Source organism: Holosporales bacterium, from assembly GCA_031263535.1.
Classification (GTDB): domain Bacteria; phylum Pseudomonadota; class Alphaproteobacteria; order UBA3830; family JAIRWN01; genus JAIRWN01.
On record JAISFO010000030.1, the window covers coordinates 1 to 19,043 of the forward strand.

General features: G+C 45.3%; 21 protein-coding genes and 1 tRNA gene. 17 read left to right on the forward strand and 5 right to left on the reverse strand.

Annotation, left to right across the window (positions count from 1 at the left end):
• The 4 genes from LBL30_03435 to LBL30_03450 all read right to left on the reverse strand — a co-directional run.
• A partial coding sequence (locus LBL30_03435) for a hypothetical protein (protein ID MDR1032142.1) occupies nt 1–1,255 on the reverse strand: 1,255 nt, incomplete at its 3' end.
• Nucleotides 1,256–1,270: 15 nt separating this feature from the next.
• A complete protein-coding gene (locus LBL30_03440; GenBank protein ID MDR1032143.1) occupies nt 1,271–1,765 on the reverse strand; it encodes a hypothetical protein in 495 nt (164 codons plus the stop codon).
• A gap of 451 nt (nt 1,766–2,216) precedes the next feature.
• A complete protein-coding gene (locus LBL30_03445) occupies nt 2,217–2,798 on the reverse strand; it encodes a hypothetical protein (GenBank protein ID MDR1032144.1) in 582 nt (193 codons plus the stop codon).
• Nucleotides 2,770–3,126 carry a hypothetical protein gene (locus tag LBL30_03450; GenBank protein ID MDR1032145.1) on the reverse strand — a complete coding sequence of 119 codons (357 nt, stop codon included), beginning with the start codon at nt 3,124–3,126 and terminating at the stop codon, nt 2,770–2,772. The genes LBL30_03445 and LBL30_03450 overlap by 29 nt, the downstream gene beginning before the upstream one ends.
• Nucleotides 3,127–3,496: 370 nt before the next feature.
• Between LBL30_03450 and LBL30_03455 the strand changes: the two genes are divergently transcribed.
• The 8 genes from LBL30_03455 (at nt 3,497) to LBL30_03490 (ending at nt 8,610) form a co-directional block, all read left to right on the forward strand.
• Nucleotides 3,497–4,690, forward strand: a complete 1,194-nt coding sequence (locus LBL30_03455) for a phage portal protein (protein MDR1032146.1) — start codon at nt 3,497–3,499, stop codon at nt 4,688–4,690.
• Nucleotides 4,691–4,716: 26 nt separating this feature from the next.
• Nucleotides 4,717–5,331, forward strand: coding sequence for an HK97 family phage prohead protease (locus LBL30_03460; GenBank protein MDR1032147.1), 615 nt, complete (start codon nt 4,717–4,719; stop codon nt 5,329–5,331).
• Complete coding sequence (locus LBL30_03465) at nt 5,315–6,544, forward strand: phage major capsid protein (protein MDR1032148.1); 1,230 nt, start codon at nt 5,315–5,317, stop codon at nt 6,542–6,544. The genes LBL30_03460 and LBL30_03465 overlap by 17 nt, the downstream gene beginning before the upstream one ends.
• Nucleotides 6,545–6,632: 88 nt before the next feature.
• Nucleotides 6,633–7,232 (forward strand): head-tail connector protein, encoded by a 600-nt coding sequence (locus LBL30_03470; GenBank protein MDR1032149.1) that lies wholly within the window; start codon nt 6,633–6,635, stop codon nt 7,230–7,232.
• Between the two features lie 20 nt (nt 7,233–7,252).
• Nucleotides 7,253–7,567 carry a hypothetical protein gene (locus LBL30_03475; GenBank protein ID MDR1032150.1) on the forward strand — a complete coding sequence of 105 codons (315 nt, stop codon included), beginning with the start codon at nt 7,253–7,255 and terminating at the stop codon, nt 7,565–7,567.
• Nucleotides 7,554–7,934, forward strand: coding sequence for a hypothetical protein (locus LBL30_03480; GenBank protein ID MDR1032151.1), 381 nt, complete (start codon nt 7,554–7,556; stop codon nt 7,932–7,934). The genes LBL30_03475 and LBL30_03480 overlap by 14 nt, the downstream gene beginning before the upstream one ends.
• A gap of 6 nt (nt 7,935–7,940) precedes the next feature.
• The gene (locus LBL30_03485; protein ID MDR1032152.1) at nt 7,941–8,096 is read left to right on the forward strand and encodes a hypothetical protein; all 156 of its coding nucleotides are present in this window, start codon (nt 7,941–7,943) and stop codon (nt 8,094–8,096) included.
• Nucleotides 8,097–8,100: 4 nt separating this feature from the next.
• Nucleotides 8,101–8,610 (forward strand): hypothetical protein, encoded by a 510-nt coding sequence (locus LBL30_03490; GenBank protein ID MDR1032153.1) that lies wholly within the window; start codon nt 8,101–8,103, stop codon nt 8,608–8,610.
• An 11-nt stretch (nt 8,611–8,621) separates the two neighbouring features.
• Here the strand turns inward: LBL30_03490 and LBL30_03495 are convergent, their stop codons facing one another.
• A complete protein-coding gene (locus LBL30_03495; GenBank protein ID MDR1032154.1) occupies nt 8,622–9,512 on the reverse strand; it encodes a DMT family transporter in 891 nt (296 codons plus the stop codon).
• Between the two features lie 81 nt (nt 9,513–9,593).
• On the opposite strand from LBL30_03495, the gene LBL30_03500 reads away from it, so the two are divergent.
• The 9 genes from LBL30_03500 (at nt 9,594) to rpoD (ending at nt 19,024) form a co-directional block, all read left to right on the forward strand.
• Nucleotides 9,594–11,378: a hypothetical protein gene (locus LBL30_03500; GenBank protein ID MDR1032155.1), complete on the forward strand. Its 1,785-nt coding sequence runs from the start codon at nt 9,594–9,596 to the stop codon at nt 11,376–11,378.
• Between the two features lie 113 nt (nt 11,379–11,491).
• Nucleotides 11,492–12,460 (forward strand): hypothetical protein, encoded by a 969-nt coding sequence (locus LBL30_03505; protein ID MDR1032156.1) that lies wholly within the window; start codon nt 11,492–11,494, stop codon nt 12,458–12,460.
• A gap of 1 nt (nt 12,461) precedes the next feature.
• Complete coding sequence (locus LBL30_03510) at nt 12,462–12,857, forward strand: hypothetical protein (protein MDR1032157.1); 396 nt, start codon at nt 12,462–12,464, stop codon at nt 12,855–12,857.
• A complete protein-coding gene (locus tag LBL30_03515; protein MDR1032158.1) occupies nt 12,854–13,282 on the forward strand; it encodes a cell wall hydrolase in 429 nt (142 codons plus the stop codon). Before LBL30_03510 ends, LBL30_03515 begins: the two co-directional genes overlap by 4 nt.
• Nucleotides 13,283–13,314: 32 nt before the next feature.
• Nucleotides 13,315–13,848, forward strand: a complete 534-nt coding sequence (locus LBL30_03520; GenBank protein MDR1032159.1) for a hypothetical protein — start codon at nt 13,315–13,317, stop codon at nt 13,846–13,848.
• 66 nt (nt 13,849–13,914) lie between these two features.
• Nucleotides 13,915–15,048 (forward strand): phosphoserine transaminase, encoded by a 1,134-nt coding sequence (locus LBL30_03525; protein MDR1032160.1) that lies wholly within the window; start codon nt 13,915–13,917, stop codon nt 15,046–15,048.
• Between the two features lie 162 nt (nt 15,049–15,210).
• Nucleotides 15,211–15,284: transfer RNA gene (locus LBL30_03530), tRNA-Gly, on the forward strand.
• 37 nt (nt 15,285–15,321) lie between these two features.
• A complete protein-coding gene (gene dnaG / locus LBL30_03535; GenBank protein ID MDR1032161.1) occupies nt 15,322–17,094 on the forward strand; it encodes a DNA primase in 1,773 nt (590 codons plus the stop codon).
• Between the two features lies 1 nt (nt 17,095).
• The gene (gene rpoD, locus LBL30_03540; GenBank protein MDR1032162.1) at nt 17,096–19,024 is read left to right on the forward strand and encodes an RNA polymerase sigma factor RpoD; all 1,929 of its coding nucleotides are present in this window, start codon (nt 17,096–17,098) and stop codon (nt 19,022–19,024) included.
• Nucleotides 19,025–19,043: the final 19 nt, after the last annotated feature.

A 19,043-nucleotide genomic window follows, 5' to 3' on the forward strand; every position in this document is an offset into this window, starting at 1 on the left:
CAGCAGTTGAGATTATGCTTTGTGGGGTTTTTGCTGGAGCTCCAAGCAAAGTCTGAGCACTTGTTAAGTCTCCATCCGAGATTCCAGCCACAGCTTCAAGCACCCCTGGGATGTTGTGAGTTACTCCATCCCCAATGCCCAGCACAGTAAGTGAGGTGTTTAAGTGAGTTCCAACGCCTGTGCCATTCAAAGTGACGAGAAGCGCATGAATGGTGTTTGTGCTACTGCCCATCCGAGGCACAATATTACCAACATTAAATCCAGCTGATATATCAACTACACTGACGATTGTTGTTGCACCTGCGCCAAGGCGAGCTTGGGCAGCAGATAGATTGGTTATACCAACAAGCGCATCACGAACTTCAGGAACAGTAGCCGGTACTCCTGCATTAATGAGGGCGGCAGCTGCGGTTAGGTCTATACCTGCAGCAGTTGAGATTATGCTTGGGATTGACGTAGAATCCGAGCCAACCAAGATGGCCGCTTGGGCTAATAAGGGTGGGAATTCGTCTAAGTCGATAGAATTAAGCAGCGCAGGATAAGTGGCTGGGGGCTCTACTGCAAAGAAAATGGCAAATCTCCTCAATGAATCTGAAGTCTGGATGATTGCGTCAAAGAAGGCTGTAAGCGGGCTATTATTAGGTAGGCTAAACATGCTGGCAGCTTGGTTAAGCAATGCAAGATCTTGGTCTGAGACTACGATTCTTCCTGCGTCTTTCAACGTTTGGATTTGCCCTAAAATGTCCGTGAAAGTAGATGGAGTTCCCAGATCTGCACCTAATTGAAGGACTATGCCAGACTGGGCAGCGCGTCTAGCATTATCATTCAAGCCATTTTGGTCTCCCATATTAGTACCAAAGGCATTGTACACAGAGGCTGCTTGACCCGCAAAGCACAGAGCCGCAGCCACAGCAGCAAAGGCGGCCTTGAAGCTCCTCAGGCTCCAGATGTGACGTTTTGAAAACTGCGCTGATTTATTTTTACTCATGTTACCCTCCATTAACGAAACTGTTTTAAGTCGATAAAGTTTGTCTGATGTAGAATAATATCCATCGAGCAGGTCCTGCTGACCTGCGAGCCGCAGCTTCTGCTGCGTATTCTCGGACTTTGCTACAAGTGCTTTGATGATTGTTCTAAGCTTGCCTAAGCGATTAATTAGCGTGTTCATATTTACCTCTTTAACTGAACTGTTCGATGTGTGTTTATTCATGTTGACCGCCCTAACTGAATTGTTGAATGCTTGAATCAAAAACATGTCTATGCCTCTCCTTTAACCAAAAATATTAGATGTTTGCATTGCCAACTGTGTACAGTTGGCTAATTCTCTAAATTGCTGTATTAACTGCGTGTTATTAAATTTCTTAGTTAACCCGCTTAGATATTTAACGAACCGTGGCAACGTCTTATCATATGCGCTTGCAAGCCGCAGCTCCCGCTGCGCCTTATTAGACTGAGCGCTAAATTTACTTAGACGTTTATAAGATTTAGGTAAATTGACTTGATCTGAGCGAGTTGATAGAGAGGACTTTTGCCTTAAAAATGATTTGTTATTGATTATATGATGAACGGGAAGGATGCTAACCTCACAATTGGCGGAATTACTGGCTTTGATCACGGTTTTATTCGTTGTCTTATTTGCAATATCTTGCTTGTTAATATCTATAGTTAGAGCATCTATTGCTTCAGTCTGTCCTTCAGTGAAGGATATACATAATGCTTCGCAGTCTTTTCTCTCACGACTACTTGAAATCTCTGCTCCAGCCATTGCAGTAACTCCTCGCTAAACATCTAGTGCCCAGAGTTTTGCAATAAAGTATTAATTTTTCATTAAGATGACGTGTTTTTTTGAGATGGGCCCTTAGGCTTATCTTTGAAGCCATTTGTGATTTAAAAATATTATTAGCGCTCTACGAAACTAAAAGGGTTTTAGCAAAACCATCTGCTATGTATGAAAGAGGCAAGCTGTAACTGTAAATTAAGCTCTTATTTGAATAAGCTTTACAATTTTAAATTAAAAGAATTTTGATTAAAAGAACTAACAATCGAGAAAGATGTAAAGACTCTCGAGCCGTTATCTTAGCGATGTGCTATCAGATTTACTTAATCATCTGAAAAGTCTTCCTAAAGATAAAGCTATGCCCCCCCCAAAAAAAGGGGGGGGGGGAATAGTAAATACACTTCAGGCGACGAGCCCGACAGCTGAATTTTTGAATACCTCAGCGCACTTGCCGATAAGTGACCCCACAAAATCTCTCTGTAGTGCCTACATCAATAGATTCCCACGACATTCCTCTTTGGCCGGTTAACACTATTCCATACTCACCAACTGCTACAAACGTCCCCGCATTATCACCAGCTACTCCGTAAAGATCAGGATTACCCCTATCTGCTCGCCGCATCACATTAAAGTGTGTGCCATCGTTGGAGTTAAGTGCCCTGCCTTTGTCTCCCACAATAACAAGTGTATCGCCTACACAAGCGACAAAGTTATACGTAGCTTTACGGTTAATAATTTTCTTTTCCCAACCGTTACCATCCACGCTGGTGAATATTGCGCCATGATTTCCTACAGCAACAAATTTTCCCGCTGCCTCAAACCAAGCGACCTGATTAAGATGAGTACCATCAGTTTTAGCGTTTTCTGAATACCGCACTGTCCAAACTTCCCCATCTGGGCCGGCGGCCATAATCTTTTTACCCATCTCATTCCCCCTTGCTCCTACAGCGACGAATTGCCCTGCCCCACAAGCAGCTCCGTAAACATGGAAATCACCTAAGGCTCGTGATATCCAGGTCACCCCCCCCGTCTCGACTGATTAAAATTCCACCATCGTTACCGCTAGTACTCGACATCTCTGGGGCAATATGTACCCCATTGCCATATGCAGTTCCAAAAGGGAATTGAAGCGTATACGCAAAATCAGGGCTGTTTGATGGCACAACCTCCCATGTTCTGCCATCTGAGCTTTTTAGTACCGCCCCCGTCTGATCTTCGCTTGGGCTTCTCTCCATTAAAGCAAAGAAAGCACTAGGCCTAGAAAGAGTCGCATGAGATAAAGAGTTAGTACACAGGCCCAAAACGATAAACGATGAGCAATAAAAAGTACTTTTCAGAAAAGTAAGCATGATTTACCTCGTTATTAAAACAATTAACCAGAATTTAGTTTACGGCACCAAATTTAATTTGCAAAGTTATTTATTAAATAAATCTAAATTCTGATGAAGACAGGCAAATTCTGCAGTTGCGTTCAAATATCCCCAAATTCCGCATCACTAGTCAGCATCATAATTCGCCCCCCCCCCTTCTTCTGTAAAAATTAGAAAGTGAGATTGTCTGGTCAATTTTTTCTAAAATCTTGCCGCTTTCACCACAATTTTCCATTAGAAAAAGTTTATAATTAATTGATTTTTAATGTATTATTAAAAATTGCTTTAATTTTAATGTAAATTTTATTAAAATGCATTATCGATTGATTGTAACAACAGTATAAAACTGATGAACAAATTTACAAAAAGCTTATTGAAGCTAAAGGCAGGATTCAGAAAGTCAAATAGTACAAGCGTTTTGGCTTTTAGCGACGGCATGCCGCCAGTATGGACGCCGCGGGCCTATAAAAATTTAGCCAATGAGGGTTATAAAAAGAACGTGATAGTCTACAGAGCCATCAACCTAATATCCCGCGGTATGGCCGTCGTGCCTTTGAAGCTGTTCAGCTTTGGAACTGCACTGGCAAGCAGTGAACATATTGTGGCTAACCTTTTGGATCATCCCAACAGCGATCAAACCAGGTCAGAGTTCATGGAAACCTTGGCTTGCCACCTGTTGATGTCTGGTAATGCATATATTTATTTGCACTATGAAGACGAGGAATTACCGATAACCATGCATTTGCTTAGGCCTGACAGAGTGAAGGTTAAAGCAGATAAAATGGGCAAGGTGACCGGATATGATTATGGTCAAAATAGACAAATTCCTGCCTATTCAACCAAATTTAAGAGAAAGCAAGTTTTGCACCTTAAATTCTTTAACCCGCTGGATGATTTCTATGGATTGAGTCCCATTGAGGCCGCTGCAATAGCGATAGATCAATATAATGCCGTGTCGTCACATAATTTATCGCTGCTTCAAAATGGGGGGCGGCCATCTGGCTGCCTCATTCTGAAAAACAAAGAGTTTATGACAGAGCAGCAAAAGCAGGCTTTAAGAGCCAGTATAAAGAAGTCGTATGAAGGGGCGCTGAATGCTGGAAAGACAATGGTCCTTGAGGGAGATTTTGAGTTGAAAGAAATGGGCTTGTCGCCTAAAGATCTGGATTTTGTGACCGGGAAAACTTTTTCTGCGCGAGAAATATCGCAAGCCTTTGGGGTTCCGCCTATGTTGGTTGGCGTGCCTGGGGACGCGACTTTCTCAAACTATCGCGAGGCGAGATACCACCTTTGGGAAGATACAATCCTGCCGCTGTTGGATTACGTCCTGAGTCAGCTGAGCGAGGCCCTGATAGATACAGACGATCGCAGCAATCTGGTTATCAGTTACAACGAGGACGAGGTTTACGCCCTTTCGCTAAAGCGAGACAGCGTATGGAAGCGCATTTCGGAAGCAGAATTCTTAACCATTAACGAAAAGCGGCAAGCTTTGGGATTTGGCCCCATCGATGGCGGCGACAGTTTAGGAAAAATGCCAGATTAGGCACAATTTTTAGAAGGAGAAGCTCTATGAAAACATATTTATCACCTAGTACCAACAAGTTTACCTGTGCTCAGGGGCAATTTGCCGTCAAAAGCCTGTCTGCGTCCGGTGAATTTCAAGGATATGCAAGTGTGTTCGATGTAGTAGATCAGCAAGGCGACATAGTTGAAAAGGGTGCCTTCAAAAACTGCCTTGAAAAAGCCAAGGTTCTTGGAAGCTATCCGAAGCTTCTTTGGCAGCATGACCAAAAGAAGCCAATCGGGCGCATTTTAGAGCTTAGGGAAGACGGGCATGGGCTGTTCATTCGCGCTCAGCTTCTGTTGGAGGTAAAGCAGGCAAAGGAAGCTTACGCCTTGCTAAAAAGCAAAGCCATAGAGGGCATGTCCATAGGGTACAGAGTGATCAGGTCGATTAGAGATTCAAAGGTAAGCTCGGTAAGGCGCTTGCTTAAGCTGGATCTTTTGGAAGTGTCGCTTGTAACTTTTGCAGCCAATCCCAGGGCATGCATAACAGATGTGAAGTCCGCTGAGATCAGCGAGGCTGAAGCATGGTTGGCCGCCGATATACATCGCTTAGCGGCCATCATAAGGGGACTGACGTTTAATTCTGATAAGGAGGAAAGACATGAAATCGAATGTTAGCGAGGCGCTGGACGGTCTGTATAGCGCGTTTCATGAGTTTAAAAGCTCAAACAGTGACAGACTTAATGAACTAGAGGAAAAGATAGCCGTCAAAGATCAAGCGGGCGGCCAAATGACAGATAAGACTAAAAAGCTTGACGCTGTCATCAACAAGGCAGAGGCCAAATTACGCGAAATAAGCATGAAACAAAGCGATAGGGAGGAGATCGTCATGAAGCAACAAACCGACAACAACCAAGAACACAAGCAAGCAATAGCAAATTACCTTCGTAAAGGCGACGATGTATGTATAAGGGAAGTCTGCACGAAAGCGGCGCTAAGCTCTGCTACGGACAATATAGGCGGCTTTATTATGCCTGCTGAAATCGTTCATCGAATGAACAAGGCTTTGCTGACAACCTCATCAATGCGGTCAATCGCACGGGTAACAACGATATCGACCAGCGCGCTGGAAGTGCTTATTGAGAAACAGCTGCCAAATACCGGATGGGCAAATGAAACCGACGCCAGGGATCAAACGGATGCCGCTGAACTAGAAAAGATAAGCATAGACGTTCACGCAATTTACGCCAGACCTAAGGCCAGTCAGCAGCTTTTGGACGACAGTAAGATAGACATAGAAGAATGGCTTATGACAACCATTGCCGAAAAAATTGCTGTCATTGAAAACCAGGCATTTGTCAATGGAGACGGTAACAATAAGCCCAAAGGCTTTTTGACTTATGATGGTGTGGATAAAGAATCGTGGGAATGGGGCAAGATTGAGGTCGTTAAGTCAGGCGCCAACGGAACCTTCGGCGATGATCCAGCAGGGCTTATAATTGACGTGCTGGGATCGCTTAAGTCACAGTACTTACAAGGGGCCGTATGGGTTATGCCAAGATCCACGCTGTCCGAGGTTCGCAAAATCAGGGACAGAGATTCTGGCCGCTATCTTTGGACGCCAAATCTAGAGCAAGCTTCGCCTTCCACCCTACTTGGCTATCCGGTTGTGATTATGGACGATATGCCTGCGCTTGCCGGCGGAACCGCAAGTAAATCCATGGCGTTTGGCAACTTTAAATCTGGGTACCAGATTGTCGACAGGCAAGAATTGCAGATCATTCGTGACCCATTCTCAGCCAAACCTTTTGTCGAGTTCTATGTGACAAAGCGCGTAGGCGGCGCAGTTGTTGACTTTGATGCAATCAAGGTCGTGAATTTTTCAGAGTAGTGTTTTTACAGCGGTGTATTCGGCGTTCTGTGAACGCTTAGGGCGCGGATACACCCTTTGTTAACCATGTTTGAGAAGGAGGATGACCGTGTCATTAAAATTGCTGCAAAAGCCAGAGTTAGAACCAATCAGATTGGATGACATAAAAAGCTTCCTGCATCTTGAACATGACCTGGATGACAACTTGCTGAATGTGCTGATAACAACGGCAAGAGAGCTGGTAGAGAAGTTCCTCGGCAGATCTTTGATAACTCAAAAATGGCAATACCAAAATCGGATGGATATTTGCGCTGAGCCAGCCCGGCCTTTGAACGTAGCGGAGGTTTATCCTTTTGGTATGAATGTGAATATAGCGCTTCCTAACGCCCCGATTATCGAGGTTACCAACCTGATGTGTAATAGGGTAAGGGTCGAGGAGCCTGATTTTAAACTGACAACAGTTGACGGCAGGGAAGTTCTATCGCTACAGGCCAAAAAATGTACAGGCCAGTCTTTGGATATCTCGGCAGAATATACTGCCGGTTACGGTGATCAGGCCGAGGATGTGCCGTCAACCATTCGACTGGCGATTATGCTGGTTGTCGGCCGTATATACAAAGATCGCGACTTAATGTCAAATGGGCAAGAAAATTTATTAGACGGCGTTAAACACTTGCTTTGCGCCTATCGGATCAATCAGGACATCTAGGTGAAATAAGGGGTTGAGCCATGAAAAGAAAAATATACTCGCCAAATGAAAAGGTGAAAATAGAGGTATATCAGCTAACACCAGATGGTCTGGGTGGTTTTAAAAAGTCATGGCAGCTGTGGCGAGAAACGACTTGCCGCATGCAACAGGTTTTTAGCAGATCAAAGCGAAAAATAGATTTTATGTTGAGCTTCAGCTGGACGCCAAACTTCCCGAGCAACATCAGGATTGTTAACAAAAAGGGTGAGCCGCTTTATCCAATAACAATGCCTTTGGAAAACGGCTTCGAGTCAATATCAATCACAGTAAGGAAAGGCGGCAATGAGCAACTGTAACTGGCCATTGGTTATAACGAAATTTATTGTCGAACAGCTGCGTGAGGCCTGTGAGGTTTTTACGTGTCGTCTGGGTAGTGACAAAACGACGCCCTACGCAATGTTGGAAATAGACGAAATAACGCCAGCGATTCCTGTAGACCGCGCCAAAGTGTCATTCAGGCTGCACATACATAACAACTATATAGGCAATCAAGAAGCCTTCAGTACTTCGCAGAAAATAATAAGCATTTTGACTGGTAGGGTTTTTGATTTAATCGACGATGAAACGAGCATCCGCGCTCGCGTACGTTTCAAATACGCTGGAAAAGAGCGCGGCGAGCATATCTACAAATTCGACGGCTTAATAAAGCAAATAGGAGGATAGTCGAACATGATGAATTTAGCCAACTTAATACCCACTCCGGATTTAGAAGAGTACAGCATATACACCGAGGAAAGCGCGATAGACGTCGTACAAGAGCTTGAATCATATTTGCGTGAAAACTCTCGCGTCAGATTTTGTATAGACCCCAGCTGGATGAGTTAATCAAATGAAAGAAAGCGAATTAATAATGAGCGTTGGGGGACTGCCGCCTATGAGCGCTCATGGCTGTAAACAAAGCCTGTTTCCAGCCGAAATTGGGGAAGTACTGAGGGACATAAATGGTGAGCTTGTCTGCTTGGGTAACAACGCTCGTAAATACCGAAGCGTCATAACCGGACAAGACACTAACTCTTTGGCGCTTGACGGCCTTTGGATTGGCGCACAAATACAGATAGGTTGTATTCAGATGCTCTGGATCTGTCTGGATAAGGACATACAAAGCCTGCATATCAGTCGCCCGGCCGTAGAAGGCTCGGTAGTGGCCGTAGATGGATCGGGCAACAGGCTGGAGATTGAAAGCGTAGATGGAACTTCTTTGAAGCTTCGTTCTGCTACTACAGAAAAATCCTTTGTCGGTTTTCGTCCATGGCTAACCATGCAGGTAGTTAACTTCATCATGCAGACCGACGAGTGGGGAAACGCCTGCGCCTGGAAGATTATATTGGAAGAGGTGTGAAGATGAATATCTTATGCCGCTTCGGACAGTTTATGCTTTTTGCTGCTTTCGTTGTACACAAGATACAGTGTACTTGGCGCAATGATTGCGGCCGCGATGTACAGATTCATACCGGGTACGTCACCAAAAAATATAAATCCGAAAGCTGCAGATACGATAAATTCGCAGTATCTGAAGGGCGCTAAGGCCGATAACTCGGCGGCGGCATAGGCTTTAAATATGAAATATTGGATTAAGTTTCCTCCGGCACCGAGGACAAACAGCCAAGCTAGCTCGTTACCGGTAGGGCAAGTCCAATCGCACAGCGCTGGTATCAGGCTTAAGGCAGTTGTGCCCAGGGAGAAGTAAAAAAGCATCGTGAAGCGGTCTTCATCATCGACCATTTTCTTTATGAGGATATCTTGAATGGCAAACAAAATAGCAGAAGCAACAGGAATCAGTACGACTAGTCGCAACGACACCCCATCCGGGTTCATAAGGAAATACAGGCCGCTGAAACCTATTAACGTAGCGACCCACCTGCTGGCGGAAACGCGTTCTTTCAAAAATATGGCCGATAGGACGAGTACGAACAGAGGTAGTGTCCAGAATACCGTGGTTACTTCGGCCAGCGGCATTTTAATAACCGAATAGACGCACAGCAAAACCGACAAAAAGCCCAGCACAGAGCGCAATATGTTCAGCCCCAAGTACTTGGTAACAAAAATTGACCGGCCGCGCTTGATAATAAAAGGAAGCAAAGTAATGAATCCGAAAAAGAACCTGAAAAAAGCAACTTCCAACTCGGAAAGCCGCTGTCCAACGAATTTCATAACAGTATCGTTGGTTGAGCTGACCAAAAAGACCAGAAGCGAGAAAAAGATACCTTGCAGATAGCCTGAGCGATTAAACCAACTTTGCATAACGTTCCTCGGAATTTCGGCGGAGCTTAGCAAAAAATTAAAGAAAAATTAAGTCTGTATTTTATGGCTTGACAGGAAATTATGAAATTTCTTTTAGATTGGATTGATTCATTTGACGAGCGCGCCACAGCCTGGCGAGGCGATGAGCACGTTTTTCATTTAACCTTGCAGCATCAAGAAAACTGCTTTGCTGCTGCGAGGGTGACGCTTGTTAACTCACGCTTGAGTCAGCTGGATTGCGTACGAAAACGCTATGCCCGTATTGGCATACAACGGGACGACAGTTCGGATATTGAGCCAATCTTTTTCGGATGCGTAACCGAGGTTCCTGCCAGAGTAGGAAAAAACCTTACTGTGCTAGAGCTGTTATCGCGGCCAGATGATGCTTTTGAAAAATTTGAAAGGCTCAAAGCCGGCCTGAAGAATTCACCAGTATGGGACGAACTGTTTGTCCCAGAAAGCCGTCAGGACGACCCAACCTACTTTCTGGAAGGAATCTCTGGGTTATATTATTGGGACAAGGTTACCGGCGAACTTAGTGTATCGGACATAAATTTTGGCCGTGAACATAGAGTGGTAAATAAAACGACCTCTACTGACATAGATTTCAAATTTTGCTCTGATCCGATTGATTCAATAAACATAAAAGTACAAGTCGAGTGGATCCAAAAAGCCCAGGGTATTCTTGACCTTTCAAGGTTTATAGCCAAAAGTTTCGCTGATGGAATTATAAATTCGTTTACAGGAAATGACCTCAAGCGGTGCTTTAAACACCTGTATTACGGAATAAAAAACAGCGCTTATAAACTTCTTCGCTGCGATATTAGGGAATCGGATGTTAAAGGCGCGCCGAGTTTTTACCCAGAATATTCCAGGTTGTTTGAAGTTACAGATGGAACCAACGGCAAACGTTCCGTAAGGTTCAGAAGGCACTGGTTTGATTGTGACTGCCTTTTATACTGGAAATACAGGCAAAAGCGCCGTGAAACAGCAAATATTACCTTAGAAAATTCGTTTCAACGAATCAGAAACGCTTGCCCAAACAAAAAAACGATTAATATCAAGCTGCGCAGTATTGCTCTGCGATCAGATGTTTTGCCCTGGATGGGGCATACTTTCTACGTCGCAGATTCTCAGGTAATATTTGGCGGGTGCGTGTACGTGTGTATACAGACTCACCGTTCTGGCAGTGGGTTTATACCTGATCAGGATAAATGGCACTGTACGGGCAAAATCCCAAATGCCATGCCAGACGCCTCTTCCGCAAGCTTTTTCTTGACCTCAAGGGGGCAACAGGCAGTAATGCATGCGGTTATGATGGCAAGGGCCCATCTTGCCTGGTCGACCAGATGTGTAGAGGCAACTTTCCGCGGCTCTGTTGAGGATTTTGCCTCAATAATGCTTGATATGCATGTGACGCTGAATTGCCAGGATCTCCCTGGCGGGTCGGTAACCGGCAAAGTCATAAAAACTTTGCTTTTGGCCGATGGTAAAACCGGCCGACAGTATATCGACGTCACGATTGCTTGTTCTGTAGGTAAAGCCCAGCATAAATCCTATTTAGAACTGGGTAGGCACACCGAGCCGCTGGTTAACTATGCAGACCAAAGCTATGCCAGGGCTGAGACGTTTGCCCAGGGCGACAGATTGGATGTGCAGGATATCAGCATTCCGGATTTTACCTCAACATCCAAAATCGACGGCATATTGACCCCTGGCCTTATGGACATTGTCGACTTGGTTGAGGATATAAAAATTGTCAATCCGCCGGAAGAACAAGAATCCGTCATGAACTCTGTCATGCACTTGCGTTCGGCAGATGCGCTTAAACAAGCGCTTAATCACAGCAAAACGAAATATACCTGAAGCTAAGGCACATAAATCACAAAATGACTTTAGAGCATGAAGTGAACGTGACGGCGCAAACACCGTGGAGCGCGCCCAAAGGCATCAATATCAGCTGAAAAAGGAGAAACTTTATGCAAATAAACAGAAGCATACGTCAGGCCTTGTTTGCGCCGGAAGTACAAACCGAACCGCCTGAAGATTTTGTTGAATACATCAATATAAATCCATGTTTGGATACGCGCTTGTTTACTTCGCAAGCAGAAGCGTGCGCTTTGGTAGAGTTGGGCCCTTCCACAAAATGGCCTGATAAAATTCTTCTGCATGTAAATGTTATGGGTATTCCGATTGACGCAGAAGCCACGGTTTCAAGAATTGATGGCAACCGCTCAATCGGCATGGTCCCGCTCTACTCGCCAGAGTCGGCCTACGACCGCGAGGGGACCGAGCTTATAAAGATTGCTTTGTATAAAGCGCTAGAGGTCACCTATGCCGGCAATGGAAGCGCAATGTTTCTAACCGCCGACCAGCATCAGGAGCTTTCAATCGAGGCCGACCTAATCGCCAATAATTCAGGTAAAGTTCTGATTCCGTCAAATAACATCATATATACAAAGCCATTTGCCCATCAATCAGCAACCCGTGTAGAAGAAAAATGGCGCAGGGATGCGTCATTCTGGGCACTGGATTTTCCGTTATTTGAAGGCGCCAATGGCGCACCAATCTTGGCATCACTGCATGCTTTTGGCGGGATATGGCACAGCGAGCTTAGCCCCGCAGAGATGGAGCAGGTTTATTTTCAAATAACTAATAATGGAGGGAAAACGCGTGTGCACCCGACCAAAACCAGCTCTTGGCAAACGGACAGTATCGACCCGCACGCTAAGTTCAGTAATGTAGACGGCACGGGCGTTGTCTGCTGGGACGATGTAAGCGATGAGCAACATTTTTCGCTTGAGCAAGCTGTTGCAAACGGTTTTGCACGCATATCTCTTGCTGGAGAAAGTGGGCAGACCTGCATGTACAAGTCGTCCCAAATCTTAAGATCAGTTATCGATACGAAAACATTCGATATGTACTTTTTGCGTATGGAGGAGATTTAACATGTCAATTACCTACAGGAATATCAAAGGCATACCGCTTACTTCCGATGAAGTGGATGATAATTTCAGAAACCTGGATGTCCGCTTAGCCAGGCTGGAAAGCAGCCAGGGCGGTACAGAAACGGTATGCCGTATTGAGCAGGAGTTTAATGTGCTGAAGTTTTTTACCGATCATGGGCGTGAGGTTGGAAGCGCCACAATTCCACCCTTCCAACTAAACCCTCAGGGTGAATGGAGGGCCGGAACTAGGTACGTTATGAACGACCTGGTTGCCAACGGTAATGGTCAAATCTGGATTTGCCTGAACCCGCATACAGCCGAGGATTGGGAAAGGGACAGAAACAAATGGGCCTTATTTTTGCAATATTTTTGCAATTCAATGGAGCATGATTTATGAAGCAAATTTCATACACCCATGAAGACGCAGACGTTCTTGCCAGAACCATATTTGGTGAGGCTAGGGGCGAATATCATAAAGTTGGCATCAACGCCCTCGTGGCAATTGGCAATGTTGTGCTAAATCGAACAAGCATTGGCGGATTTTTCGGCAACAGCATTGCTGAAGTATGTAAAAAGCCTTGGCAGTTTTCTTGCTGGAACGCCGGCGATCCGAATTTGCCGATAATCAGCAAAGCCAATAAGTCCGATTTTTTATTTGAGGTTTGCCTTGGAGTAGCTTCGGCTCTCTTGCAAGGCAAATGGCCAGATTTAACCAAGGGCAGTGATCACTATCACTCGCGTGACATTCGGCCACATTGGGCCAAAAACGTCATTCCTAGGTTAAAGCTGGGATCGCATGTTTTCTATAAACTGCAATCGTAATGTGTCTGTAAAATTTTAGGGAGAAAAAAACTATGAGTAAGCAATTGATATCGTTCGCTTTTGGTCTAAGTGAGTTTGCACCTGTCATAAAAAGATGGTTGGAGAGTGAGAATGCCAAAAAGAATGCGCAAACCATAAAGGATTTGGCCATTTCTGTCACAAACGCAAAAAGTGAGGCAGGGGTGTTCCAAATCCTTACGTCTGATAAAGACGCCGCTGTGAGATTTCAGTGCGAAGTTGTAAAGCTTGTCGATGAGATGGAAAGAAGCCTGCAAAAAGAACATCATAAAAAATTTATACAAAGGGTGGTTTCTAGCAGCGACAGATGCGGTCGATCAAAAGCCGGAATTATGGCTTTATGCGCTGTGCTGGGACTGACGTTTTGTCTTGGGATTTTGTCTTTGCAAAGGAAATCTTTGTCCGGAGAAGTCGTTGGCATCATATCGACCATTGCCGGCATTTTTGGCTCGTGCTTAAAAGACGTATACAGCGCTGAATTTGGTGCCAGAGATCGCCCAATCTCCCTGATTCAGGAAGATGCGACGGAGCCGAAAAAAGCAAAATGAGCGAGCTGCGTTCCTGGCTGACTTGATTTTGATTCAAAGATACGCGGCTTTGTGCTAGCATATGGCATGCTTAAGAAGCCAAATAGGGGAAATTTTTCGCCAGGTCCGTGCGCTAAAAGACCTGGATGGAATGTTTCTGATTTGCAAAATGCGCTTGTAGGCAGATCTCACAGATCAAAAGACGGAATTGCCAAAATTAACCAGCTGATTAATTTGCTGCGTGAGGTTTTGCTGATTCCTGATGATTACTTGGTAGGAATTATCTCAGGGTCTGCGACTGGATCCGTTGAGTGCGCCATGTGGAATTTGCTTGGCCCGTGCGGAGTTGACGCCATTTGCACCGATGTGTTTAGCCAAACATGGGGTAGCGAGATCGAGCGTCAGCTGAAAATAACCGACTTGCGAATCTTTTCTTCTGACGGCGGCGATTTGCCTGACCTTCAGGCATGCTCGACTGATCGAGATATAGTATTTGCTTCAGGGGGAACAACCAGCGGCATAACCATATCCAATTTCGACTGGATCAGCGATTCTAGATCGGCCTTGGTGATCTGCGACGCTACATCGTACGTATTTTCGTACGATGTCCCGTGGCACAAGCTGGACGCAGTGGCTTTTTCTTGGCAAAAAGGTCTGGGCGGCGAGGCTGGGCATGGTGTGCTTGTCTTAAGCCCTCTATCCGTTCAAAGGATTACAGATTTCACGCCATCGTGGCCTATACCCAGGATTTACAACCTCAAGAAATTTGGAAAACTTCACCAATCGATATTTGAGGGGCATACGATAAACACACCTTCACTGCTGATAATCGAAGACTTTATCGGCGCTCTAAACTGGTCCAAATCAATCGGCGGTATCAGCGCTTTAATGGCACGCGTTGATAAAAATTACATGGCAATAAAAAGCTGGGTCAATCAAAGCCGGTTTTTTGAATTTTTAATCTCGGATGAATCCATTAGGTCGAAAAATATCAGCTGCCTGAAAATAAAATCAACCAGCCTAAACGCTCAAGATCAGTGGTCGGTCATAAATAATATAGCGCTGTGGCTGGAAGAAAATGCAGATATTTACGACGTAGCTGGGCATCCCAACTCTTTCTATCCTAACATAAGGATATGGCATGGGCCTACTGTGGAGTGCTCGGACCTTGAAGCCGCTCTCCCGTGGCTTGATTTGGCGTTTTCAAAGATTTCTAGATAGCTTAAGCAAATGCCACTTGATTGCAATGAAGTAGAGGATATAGGATAGAGCGTCGTTGCAGTCACAAAAAGCCGTTAAAAGCGGCGGCTTGCTATACAGAAGATTTTGATCTCCTCCTTCTAATCAACTGGGACAGGAAGTAATTTTGGACTGCAGCGATCTGCGGGTGTAGCTTAATGGTAAAGCTTCGGCCTTCCAAGCCGATGACGTGGGTTCGATTCCCATCACCCGCTCCAGGTGCGTTGTAACAGTTTACTGCGAAGCTAGTCGGCGATGACGGGTCTTTTTTATTCTCAAGACTTCCTGGACGCCTTGCGCGACCGAGCGACAATCTCGCAATTATTCTCACAGAAAACAACCGTAAAAAGACACGGGCGAGATGTGTTCGCCATATGTCCGTTTCATCAGGAAAAGACTCCGTCTTGTAAGGTTGATGACGGGAAGGGTTTTTTCTATTGCTTTGGGTGTGGAGCTTCTGGCGATGCGATAGAATTTGTTCGCAAAGCCGAAAACCTTTCATTCCAAGAAGCTATAGAGAAGCTGGCAACACAGTTCGGGATGGAGCTGCCAACTCTGCAGACAGACAAAGCTAACTCGCATATCAAAAAAGCATATTCACTGATCGAACACGTGGCCGTTTGGTATCACAACAATCTTAAATCCAAGGCCGGCGAGCGAGCGATGGAATATTTGCTAGGCAGAGGGGTTTCGGAAGAGCTTATTAACAAATTCCGTTTGGGTTATGCGCCGATGTCACGCGATCTGACGTTTAGGCATCTTAAAGCCCTTGAGCCAGATACTAAGCTGCTGCAGGATTTTGGTCCAATTACCCAAAACTTAAGGGACAGATTCAGCGGACGCATCATCTTCCCCATAGAAGACGATAAAGGCAGAGTAGTTGGCTTTGGCGGGCGTGTTTTTGAGGATGAAGATCGTCCAAGCGCAAAGTACATAAATTCGCAAGAATCACCGCTTTTTCATAAAAAATTATTACTTTACAACTTATATAATGCTAGGCAGATGTCGCAAGACTCTCCGCTTATTCTATGCGAAGGATATATGGATGTTTTGGCGCTTTATAAGGCCAATATAGGCCGAGTAGTTGCCCCTTTGGGGACCGCAATCAGTGAAGAACAGATCATAAGCTGCTGGAAAATCTGCCAAGAGCCCACCATCATGCTGGACGGCGATAATGCCGGAATAAGGGCGGCAGAGCGCTTGATGGAAAGGATTGTTCCTTATTTGCGCTCGGGTTGTTCGCTGAAGTTTTGCATGCTGCCAAAAGATGAAGATCCGGATTCGCTGGTAGCATCAGGAAAAACCAGCCTGATCTCAAATCTGATAAAAGAGCCCAAAAGCATCCTGGAAATGCTGTGGTCAACGCATGTGTCAAAGATCGCAAAGCACACCCCGGAAAGCGCGGCCAGCCTGAAACGCAGCCTACGCAGCACAATTGGTAAGATAGTTGACGCAGACCTGAGGCAAACTTACGGCAAGGCTATGGCGGCTTTGCTTAAGGATTATACTGATACCGTTATACGCAATACGATTAGGCCTGCGAAAATTCAGCGCCTAAACATTGGAAATAAGCTGAAACAGCAGGATAAATCAGACCTGGCGGCGAAAATACTTGTTGCAACAATCTTGAATCATCCGCATTTATTAGGTAGAATAGAACAACAGTTTTTGGAGCTTATCGCCAATCGCTCAGACCTTAGTAGTCTTGGGGACGCTGTGCTATCTTTATGTCAGTCGGGCAGCTGTTCACGCGAACAGTTATTGGCGGGATTAGCCGAGCGCGGACATGACCTAAGTTGGTTGGGGGAAGATCTTTATAAACATGCTGGATTTGCCAGAGATACAGCAGATGATGACGCGGCCTATGACGGCTGGATAAGCGTATGGGAGACTTCGTTCATCAAAAAGAATGTAAATGAAGAGGCTAAGTTTTTGGCGAACAAGCTGAAGACCAGTTTCTCTGAATCTGATTGGATCAGGTTGCAAGCGCTAAAAAGCAGCGCACTTAAGGATAAAATGGAGGAATAACGTGGCTAAAAGCAGCATTTCGCAAAAAGATGTTGAAGACAGCAAAGTAAAAAGTACCGAAGAGGTTATTGAAAAGGCTGAAAACGCCCCGACCGTGAATCGCGCGGTTTTTCAGAGGCTGCTGGTCAAGGGAAAAGCGCGCGGGTTTATCACTTATGATGAGCTGGAACGAGCGCTTCCCAAAGATCAAGTTCCTGTTGAGGAAATCGAAGAGGCCATAGCACAAATTACGGCACTTAACATCTCTATAATGGAGACCGATAAGGCGGTCGATATATCCCCAGCGGTCGCAATAGACAGCGCCGAGGAGGTTGAGGAAGATGAAGAGCTAGAAGAAGAAACGACAGAAAGCGCCGGCGAGCCAGCTACCACAGAAGATCCTGTCCGGATGTATCTGCGTGAGATGGGCAATGTTGAGCTTTTGTCTCGCGAAGGCGAAGTGGTTCTGGCCAAGAAGATTGAGTCTGGCAAACTGACGGTCATTGAAGGACTTTGTCGAACATCCCTGACATTCGAAAAACTAAGCGGATGGCTAGAGGGCATCGAAAAAAAGATCATCTTACCAAGAGAAATTTTCCAAATTGATATTGGCAACGAAGATGACGAAGCGGTGGAAGACGTTAGCGATACGAGCGACGTAAGTGCTGCGGCGGATGAATCTGACGACAATACCCCCAAAAGCGCAGTTGACATCGCAGAAGCACAGCTTATGCCCCAGTTTATTGAGTCATTGAAAGAGATTTTGGCTCTGCGTAAAAAGCAGCTAGATATGCTTAAGAAGAGCTCAAGCGGCGTCCTCGACAAAACTCAGCAAAAAAAATACGACCGGCTAATATCCCAAATGGTTGCCGGTATCGACAAGCTTAAGTTGAACCAAGCCAAGGTGTCTGAGCTTATGACAGCTTTGTCCAGCCTGAATAAGCGCCTGATGCATAGTGAAGGGGCTTTGCTGCGCTTTGCCCATGACCTGAAGATTAATCGTGATGAATTCTTAAAACATTACTATGGCAACGAGACGAATCCAGACTGGATCTCTACCTTAAAATCGCTCAAAAAGAAAAGCTGGGTTGGCTTTATTGAAAAACATCTCATAAACCTTATGAACCATCAAAAAGAGGTCGAGAACATAGAAAAAATCAGCGGCTTGGTAGTAGCAGATTTTCGCGAAACCATCAAAAAGATTCAAAAAGGGGACGCGGAAGCTAATCAGGCTAAAAAAGATATGATTGAAGCTAACTTACGCTTAGTGATCTCAATTGCCAAAAAATACACCAACAGGGGGCTGCAGTTCTTGGACCTGATTCAGGAAGGCAACATCGGCCTGATGAAGGCGGTTGATAAGTTTGAGTATCAGCGAGGGTACAAATTCTCAACATATGCGACTTGGTGGATTAGGCAGGCGATCACTAGGTCAATCGCCGATCAGGCAAGGACCATACGTATACCTGTCCATATGATCGAAACGATTAACAAAATAGTACGCACCTCGCGCCAGATACTGAACGATACTGGAATGGAGGCTACGCCGGAAGAGCTGGCCGCTAGGCTTCGTATGCCAATCGACAAAGTGCGCAAGGTGCTGAAAATATCGAAAGAACCGGTCAGCCTTGAAACGCCGGTTGGAGACGAAGAAGATTCACATTTATATGATTTTATAGAAGATAAAAACGCGGTGATTCCCGTTGATGCGGCAATTAATTCCAAGCTGCGTGAGGCGGCCAATATGGCGCTTACAACATTGACTCCACGTGAGGAAAGGGTGCTTCGTATGCGCTTTGGCATAGGCATGAATACAGACCATACTCTTGAAGAAGTGGGGCAGCAGTTCTCTGTAACGCGTGAGCGAATCAGGCAGATTGAAGCCAAAGCGCTTAGGAAACTTAAGCACCCAAGTCGTTCCCGCAGATTAAGAAGTTTCTTGGATGCTTAAATCTTGTTGGGCAATAAAG

What these genes read in the sequence shown, in the direction of transcription:
- LBL30_03475 (MDR1032150.1), top strand. Translation starts at nt 7,253, where the DNA reads ATGAAAAGAAAAATATACTCGCCAAATGAAAAGGTGAAAATAGAGGTA.
- LBL30_03500 (MDR1032155.1), top strand. Translation starts at nt 9,594, where the DNA reads ATGAAATTTCTTTTAGATTGGATTGATTCATTTGACGAGCGCGCCACA.
- LBL30_03440 (MDR1032143.1), bottom strand. Translation starts at nt 1,765, where the DNA reads ATGGCTGGAGCAGAGATTTCAAGTAGTCGTGAGAGAAAAGACTGCGAA.
- LBL30_03480 (MDR1032151.1), top strand. Translation starts at nt 7,554, where the DNA reads ATGAGCAACTGTAACTGGCCATTGGTTATAACGAAATTTATTGTCGAA.
- LBL30_03485 (MDR1032152.1), top strand. Translation starts at nt 7,941, where the DNA reads ATGATGAATTTAGCCAACTTAATACCCACTCCGGATTTAGAAGAGTAC.
- LBL30_03460 (MDR1032147.1), top strand. Translation starts at nt 4,717, where the DNA reads ATGAAAACATATTTATCACCTAGTACCAACAAGTTTACCTGTGCTCAG.
- LBL30_03450 (MDR1032145.1), bottom strand. Translation starts at nt 3,126, where the DNA reads ATGCTTACTTTTCTGAAAAGTACTTTTTATTGCTCATCGTTTATCGTT.
- LBL30_03525 (MDR1032160.1), top strand. Translation starts at nt 13,915, where the DNA reads ATGCTTAAGAAGCCAAATAGGGGAAATTTTTCGCCAGGTCCGTGCGCT.
- LBL30_03455 (MDR1032146.1), top strand. Translation starts at nt 3,497, where the DNA reads ATGAACAAATTTACAAAAAGCTTATTGAAGCTAAAGGCAGGATTCAGA.
- LBL30_03520 (MDR1032159.1), top strand. Translation starts at nt 13,315, where the DNA reads ATGAGTAAGCAATTGATATCGTTCGCTTTTGGTCTAAGTGAGTTTGCA.
- LBL30_03515 (MDR1032158.1), top strand. Translation starts at nt 12,854, where the DNA reads ATGAAGCAAATTTCATACACCCATGAAGACGCAGACGTTCTTGCCAGA.
- LBL30_03465 (MDR1032148.1), top strand. Translation starts at nt 5,315, where the DNA reads ATGAAATCGAATGTTAGCGAGGCGCTGGACGGTCTGTATAGCGCGTTT.
- LBL30_03505 (MDR1032156.1), top strand. Translation starts at nt 11,492, where the DNA reads ATGCAAATAAACAGAAGCATACGTCAGGCCTTGTTTGCGCCGGAAGTA.
- LBL30_03490 (MDR1032153.1), top strand. Translation starts at nt 8,101, where the DNA reads ATGAAAGAAAGCGAATTAATAATGAGCGTTGGGGGACTGCCGCCTATG.
- dnaG (MDR1032161.1), top strand. Translation starts at nt 15,322, where the DNA reads ATGACGGGTCTTTTTTATTCTCAAGACTTCCTGGACGCCTTGCGCGAC.
- LBL30_03510 (MDR1032157.1), top strand. Translation starts at nt 12,462, where the DNA reads ATGTCAATTACCTACAGGAATATCAAAGGCATACCGCTTACTTCCGAT.
- LBL30_03495 (MDR1032154.1), bottom strand. Translation starts at nt 9,512, where the DNA reads ATGCAAAGTTGGTTTAATCGCTCAGGCTATCTGCAAGGTATCTTTTTC.